Here is a 6,804-nt window from a genome sequence, read left to right on the forward strand (position 1 = left end):
CTAGGGCGTCTTTGGCGCGCGCCGGCGACGTGGAACGCGAACGGTGGCTTCGCCGTCCATCACAAGTTCGCCACCCACATAGATCTCACAGCGAAGGACAACGCGTGCGGCCGCCTCATCGATCGTCGCGACGGTCACGCGGGCCGCGGCGACCTCGCCGATACGGACCGGCTTGTAGAAATTCAGGGTCTGGCCGAGGTAGATCGCGCCTGCCCCGGGCAGGATCGTGCCGACGACGGCGGAGCCGAACGACGCCGACAGCAAGCCGTGCGCGATCCGGCCTCGATAGGCCGTCTTGGACGCGAACGCCTCGTCCATATGCAACGGGTTGAAGTCGTCCGACGCCTCTGCGAAGTGGCCGATCCGCTCCTCGCTCACGGTGACGCGCTTTTCGGCGGTCATGCCGACGACAAGCTCATCCAGGATGTAGCCGCCGGAAGGATGGGGTTCGACCATGCGAAGGCAGTAGTGTCCGAGCCGAAGCTTCGCCAGCGGAAAAGCAAACGCGGCCGCGGCGAGCGCTTCTTCTCCTGGCTTGGTGGATTGCCACCGACCTCGCGCCAGCGGCGATCTAGAGCACGAAGACCGGCGCGAAGCCGCCACCTGGCGTGCGGAAGTTCGTCGTCTGACCCTGGTAGATGCGGGCGACGGCGAGCAGCGGCGCGCCTTGGTACGTGTAGAGCCGGACGTCCATCTTGTGAGGGCGGGTGTCGCCGTCGTGGTTGATCATGCGCTCGCTCGGCGCGGCGAACTCCTGGGCGACATAGACGCCTTCGACGATGTCCGCCCACACGCCCTTCGTGAGCTTGTCGCCCCGGTACACGGCCTTGCCGCCGTGGCCGCTCGCCGGCTTGAAGAAGAGGCGTTTTCGCTCGGCCCACAGCCGCTCGGCGTTTTCACGCGTCACGACCGTCGAGTGCGGCAGACGCGACAAGGCGGCCTGATGCTGCGGCGCGAGCCCCCACGCCGCGAGCGAGGCTTGGTCGGCCAGCAGGGTCAGGTTGCGCTTGTCGGCCAGGAGCGCATGGTTGCGCGGGTTGGGCGTGACCACCGTCGCGCCGGCCAGGTAGGCGCGTCGCAAAGCGTCGTGTTCGGGCGCCGCGAGGGCGAAGTCGACAAGGCGGTTGTAGACCAGGTCGACGGGCTCGCCCTCGTGGAGAAGCCGGCCACCGGAGAAGACGAGTTCTCGCGGATCGGCGATCACGGCGCGCGCGCCGTTGCGTTCGAAGAAGCGCTTCGCCAGCACGAATTCGGGGAAGAGGTATTGGGCCTGTGGTTCGTCGTCGACGATGGCCACCAGACGCGGCTGTCCGCTGCGTCCCTGCCTTTCCCATTCGCGCGTGAACATGCGCCAGACTGCGGCGTCGAAGTCTTCGACGAGCGATCCGCCGATCACAGAGCTCACCTCGACGCAACAGGCGCGCTGCGCCTTGCCCACGAACGCGTTGAGGAAGGCGCCCCCGGCGTTGGTGTTCACCTCGATCAGCTTCGGGCCGTCGTCGCCAAGGTGGAAGTCGTATCCCATGAAGGCCCCCGCCGGGCCGAAGTCGTGGCGGGCGATCTCCGGGGCGAAGGCCAGCGCCGCGGCCTGGTAGGCCGGCAGCTGGGCGGCGGCCTCGATCGCGTCCACGATCTCGGCCATCGCGGCGAACTCCGACCGCGACAGGAACACCGGCGCGTTGGAGAACATGTGCGGCCGCGAAGCGATGTAGCTGGCCACGAAGTCCGGGTCGTCGGTCTCGCGCCGCAACGCGTCATGCAGCGACGGCCGGTCCAGGGTGATGCAGAAGCATTCCTTGTTGAGCTGCTCGACGGTGGCGCGGTCGCCGAGCCTCGTGAGCGCGGTCATGCCGCGCCCTTCCCAGGGCAGCAGATCGGGACGATGACCCGCATCAGATCGAGGATCGCCTCGACGCGCTGCACCATGGTCGGTCCGTCGAGCTCGAAGAACTGATGGCGGCCGACCTTCTCGGACACGACGATGCCGGCGCGCTCCATCACCTGGAGATGCCGGGCGATCACCGACCGATCCTGCGGGAAATGGCTCGCCAGTGTCTGGATGTCGGACCGGCCGTTCAGCACCAGGGTGCGGACCAGTTGCACCCGCGTCGGCTCGCAGAGCGCATTGAAGAACTCCGTGTCGAGGATTTCCACACAGGCGTTCGCGGCCTGATCGCGAGTCAGCGGCTTGGTCATGACCGTTGATGTGGGCGCCCATATGCACATGTCAATCGCTTTGCCGGCGCGCACAAACTCAGGGCCCGCAACGGAATAATATCGGCATAACGGTGCATATATGCTTGTAATGAGCCGGTTCGCGCTCTGCCGATGGGGAGAACCTTGGCCGAAGAATTCACCGTCGTGGCGGGCATACCGATCCCTTCGACCTCACCCGTCTTCCTGACGATCGTCGGCTTCCACGTCCTGGTGGGGCTCGTCTGTGTGATCGCCGGCGCCATCGCGATGCTGAGTCGCAAGCGGCGCGGCCGGCACTCGACCTTCGGGGCGGTCTATTTCTGGGGGCTCACGGTGCTCTTCGTTTCGGTGACGGCGCTATCTGTCCTCCGATGGGCCGAGAACACCCACCTGTTCGTCCTTGGCGTGCTCGCGTTCGGCGCTGCCATTCTCGGGCGCACCGCCTTGCGCCGCCGATGGAACGGATGGCCGAAGCTGCACGTCGCGGGAATGGGCTCGTCCTACGTGCTGATGCTGACCGCCTTCTACGTGGACAACGGCAAGAACCTCCCGGTGTGGCGGGAGCTTCCGCAAATCGCCTTCTGGATCGGACCGGCGGCGATAGGCGCGCCGCTCATCCTGCACGCCATCCTGCGCCATCCGGTCGTGCGCCGCCTGACGCCCTCGGGTAGCTGAGATGGCCGGGGTATCGGGTCGACCTGCTCCGGATCGCTTCATGTCCAGCGTGCCGTTCGAGTACGGCTGGATCATCCTCGGCGCGGGCGCGCTCGGGGCGTTCATGACCACGCCCGGCCAGACGGTCGGCGTTTCCGCCTTCTTCGATCCGATCATCCAGGATCTCGGCGCCTCGCGAAGCGCAGCGGCTGCGGCTTACGCCATAGGAACGCTGCTCGGGATCCTGCCCACGCCGTTCGTGGGCCATTGGATAGACCGCCATGGCGTGCGGCTGGCGGCCTTCGTCGTCGGAACGGCCCTGGCAGCGGCGTGCGCCGGCATGGCGCTGGTCCGCAACGCCCTCGAACTGACGCTCGCCTTCGCCCTGCTCCGCGGAGCCGCCGTCGGCGGCCTTACCCTGCTGAGCCAGCACGTCATCAATCTCTGGTTCGTCCGCCAGCGCGGCGTCGCCGCCGCCGCGGTGGTCGGCGGCACGGCGCTCGGCGGGGTCATCTTCCCGCTCGCCATCGAAGCCCTGCTTCCGTGGCTGGGCTGGCGCACGATCTACGTCGCTCTCGGCGGCGTCACGGCCTTCCTGGTCGTGCCCCTCCTTGTCCTGCTGTTCCGCGACAGGCCGGAGACCTTCGGCTTACGACCAGATCTGACGAGCACGTCGAAGTTGGAGCGATCTTCCGTCGCCGAGCCGCGCGTCACGCTCGGGCAAGCCATGCGGACGCGCACCTTCTGGGTCCTGACGACCGCGGGTTTCCTCAGCAATATGGTCGGCACCGCGCTGCTGCTGCACCAGGTGTCGATACTGACCGTTGGCGGGCTCGAAAGGGGCGCCGCCGTGGCGTTGCTCGCGCCCATGGCTGCCGTTCAGGCGATCGCCATTCCGGCGTCAGGCTACCTGATCGACAGGGTTGGCGTCCGCCGGCTCCTGCCGCTCTTCCTGATCGCGCTCGCGGCGGCTGCGGCCTTCGCCGCGACAGCGCACACCGCCATAGGCGGCTGGGCCTATGCGGTCGCGCTCGGCGCTGCCCTCGGAAGCCTCAATACAGCGCAAGCTGCGGGATATGCCGAAGCGTTCGGTCGCAGCAACATGGGCTCTATCCGGGGTGTCGGATTTCTGGCGGCCGTCCTCGGAGCGGCCGTCGGTCCACTGCCGCCGGTGTGGAGCCTCGCTCTGTCCGGGCGCTACGACGTTGCGCTCTGGCTTTTCGCCGGCGCGTCCGGTGTTGCAGCGGCTGCTGCGTTCGCGATGCGTCCGCGGACGGCTCCGATCCTCTAGCGGACCCTCCGAATATCGCAACCGAGTCAGCAGTGGACGTGCCGCGGGGGAGGTGAGGCGGCCCTACGCGTAGCTCTGCAGGGGCCGCACTTCGAGGGGGCCCTCGGCGGTGGCGGCGATGGCGCGGGCGGCGGCCAGCGCGGCGGGCGTGGTGGTGAAGTAGGGGATCTTCATCATCAGCGAGGTGCGGCGGATCTCGAAGCTGTCCTTCAGCGACTGCTTGCCCTCAGTGGTGTTGAAGACGAGCTGCACCTCGCCGTTCTTCATGGCGTCGACGATGTGGGGGCGGCCCTCGAGCACCTTCTTCACGACCTCGACCTTCACGCCGTTCTGCTCGAGGAAGGCGGCGGTGCCGGAGGTGGCCAGGATGCGGAAGCCCTGCGCCGAGATGATCTGCGCCGGCTCCAGGATCCAGTCCTTGTCCGCGTCCTTCACCGAGACGAAGGCGCACCCTTTGGACGGCAGCACCGTGCCGCCGCCCAGCTGGCTCTTGGCGAAGGCCCGCGCGAAGGCGGGGCCGGGGCCTTCGCCCTCGCGGATCCAGTCCAGCCCCATGACCTCGCCCGTCGATCGCATCTCCGGGCCCAGGATGGTGTCGACGCCGGCGAAGCGGGCGAACGGGAAGACCGCTTCCTTCACCGCGATGTGGTCGTAGGGCTTGTCGGTCAGGCCGAAATCCGAGAGCGGCTTGCCGGCCATCAGCTTGGCGGCGATGGCGGCCACCGGCTGGCCGATGGTCTTGGCCACGAAGGGCACCGTGCGGCTGGCGCGCGGGTTCACTTCCAGCACATAGATGCGCGGGTTGGCGCTCTGCGGCTCCTCGATGGCGAACTGCACGTTCATCAGGCCGCGCACGTTCAGGGCCTTGGCCATGGCCTCGGTCTGGCGCTTCAGCTCGGCGATGGTCTCGTCGCGCAGGGAGAAGGGCGGCATGGAGCAGGCGCTGTCGCCCGAGTGCACGCCGGCCTCCTCGATGTGCTCCATCACGCCGGCGACGAAGACCGCCCCGGTGTGGTCGCACAGCGCGTCGACGTCCACCTCGGTGGCGCGAGAGAGGTACTGGTCCAGAAGCACGGGGCTGTCGCCCGAGACCTGCACGGCGGTGGTGATGTACCGCTCGAGCTGCTCGTCGTCGCGGACGATCTCCATGGCCCGGCCGCCCAGCACGTAGGACGGGCGGATCACGACGGGGTAGCCCACCTTGTGCGCCGCCTCGAAGGCCTCGTCGCGGCTGCGGGCGATGGCGTTCACCGGCTGGGCGATCTTCAGCTTGTGCAGCAGCTGCTGGAAGCGTTCGCGGTCCTCGGCCAGGTCGATGGCGTCCGGGCTGGTGCCGAGGATCGGGATCCCGGCCTCCTCCAGCGCCGCGGCCAGCTTCAGCGGGGTCTGGCCGCCGAACTGGACGATCACGCCCAGCAGTTCGCCGCGGGTCTGCTCGACCTTGATGAGCTCCAGCACGTCCTCGGCGGTCAGCGGCTCGAAGTAGAGGCGGTCCGAAGTGTCGTAGTCCGTGGAGACGGTCTCGGGGTTGCAGTTGACCATGATCGACTCCACGCCGATCTCGTCGAGCGCGAAGGCCGCGTGGCAGCAGCAGTAGTCGAACTCGATGCCCTGGCCGATGCGGTTCGGACCGCCGCCCAGGATGATGGCCTTCTTCCGGTCCGAGGGCTCGCTCTCGCAATCGGGGCGCTGGCCCAGCGCGCCGGTCTCGTAGGTCGAGTACATGTAGGGCGTCTCGGCGCGGAACTCGCCGGCGCAGGTGTCGATGCGCTTGAACACCGGGCGCACGCCGAGGGCCCGGCGCTGCTCGCGCACCTCCTTCTCGGTGGTGTGGGTGAGCTTGGCGAGGCGGGCGTCGGAGAAGCCCAGCGCCTTCAGCTTGCGGAAGCCGGCTGCATCGGTCGGCAGCGCGTTCGCGCGGATCTGCTCCTCGGTCTTCACCAGGTGCTCGATCTGGCGCAGGAACCAGGGTTCGTAAGCGCAGGCCCCGTGGATTTCGTCGCAGGTCAGGCCGGCGCGGAACGCCTGGGCGATCACCCGCAGCCGGTCGGGCGTGGGCGTGGCCAGCGCGCGCAGGACCGCGGCGTGGCCCATCTCCGGGTCCTCGCCGCCCTCGATGGCGATCTCGTCCAGGCCGCTGAGGCCCGTCTCAAGGCCGCGTAGCGCCTTCTGCAGGCTCTCGGCGAAGGTGCGGCCGATGGCCATGACCTCGCCCACCGACTTCATCTGGGTGGTGAGATAGGGCTCCGAGCCCGGGAACTTCTCGAAAGCGAAGCGCGGGATCTTGGTGACGACGTAGTCGATCGAGGGCTCGAACGAGGCGGGCGTGGCGCCCGTGATGTCGTTCATGAGCTCGTCCAGGGTGTAGCCCACGGCCAGGCGTGCCGCGACCTTGGCGATCGGGAAGCCGGTGGCCTTGGACGCCAGCGCCGACGAACGCGACACCCGCGGGTTCATCTCGATGACGACCATACGGCCGTCCGCCGGATTCACCGCGAACTGCACGTTCGAGCCGCCGGTCTCCACGCCGATCTCGCGCAGCACCGCGATCGAGGCGGCGCGCATGCGCTGGTATTCCTTGTCGGTCAGCGTCAGCGCCGGGGCGACGGTGATCGAGTCGCCCGTGTGCACGCCCATCGGGTCGATGTTCTCGATGGAGCAGA

General features: G+C 68.1%; 6 protein-coding genes. 2 read left to right on the forward strand and 4 right to left on the reverse strand.

Going from position 1 to position 6,804, the window contains the following annotated elements:
• From VGD44_RS14315 to VGD44_RS14325, 3 genes are all read right to left on the reverse strand, one after another.
• Positions 1-456, reverse strand: coding sequence for a MaoC family dehydratase (locus VGD44_RS14315; protein WP_331088192.1), 456 nt, complete (start codon positions 454-456; stop codon positions 1-3).
• A 115-nt stretch (positions 457-571) separates the two neighbouring features.
• A complete protein-coding gene (locus VGD44_RS14320; protein WP_331088195.1) occupies positions 572-1,849 on the reverse strand; it encodes a hypothetical protein in 1,278 nt (425 codons plus the stop codon).
• Positions 1,846-2,196 (reverse strand): hypothetical protein, encoded by a 351-nt coding sequence (locus VGD44_RS14325; protein ID WP_331088197.1) that lies wholly within the window; start codon positions 2,194-2,196, stop codon positions 1,846-1,848. The genes VGD44_RS14320 and VGD44_RS14325 overlap by 4 nt, the downstream gene beginning before the upstream one ends.
• A gap of 144 nt (positions 2,197-2,340) precedes the next feature.
• On the opposite strand from VGD44_RS14325, the gene VGD44_RS14330 reads away from it, so the two are divergent.
• Both VGD44_RS14330 and VGD44_RS14335 read left to right on the forward strand, forming a co-directional pair.
• Complete coding sequence (locus VGD44_RS14330; protein WP_331088199.1) at positions 2,341-2,871, forward strand: hypothetical protein; 531 nt, start codon at positions 2,341-2,343, stop codon at positions 2,869-2,871.
• A gap of 40 nt (positions 2,872-2,911) precedes the next feature.
• Positions 2,912-4,141 (forward strand): MFS transporter, encoded by a 1,230-nt coding sequence (locus VGD44_RS14335; protein ID WP_331088201.1) that lies wholly within the window; start codon positions 2,912-2,914, stop codon positions 4,139-4,141.
• Between the two features lie 63 nt (positions 4,142-4,204).
• Here VGD44_RS14335 and carB read toward each other — a convergent pair.
• Positions 4,205-6,804, reverse strand: a 2,600-nt coding sequence (gene carB, locus VGD44_RS14340; protein ID WP_331088202.1) for a carbamoyl-phosphate synthase large subunit, incomplete at its 5' end; no start/stop codon positions are given.

The sequence above is a fragment of the Phenylobacterium sp. genome (assembly GCF_036402295.1).
In the GTDB taxonomy this organism is placed as follows: domain Bacteria; phylum Pseudomonadota; class Alphaproteobacteria; order Caulobacterales; family Caulobacteraceae; genus Phenylobacterium.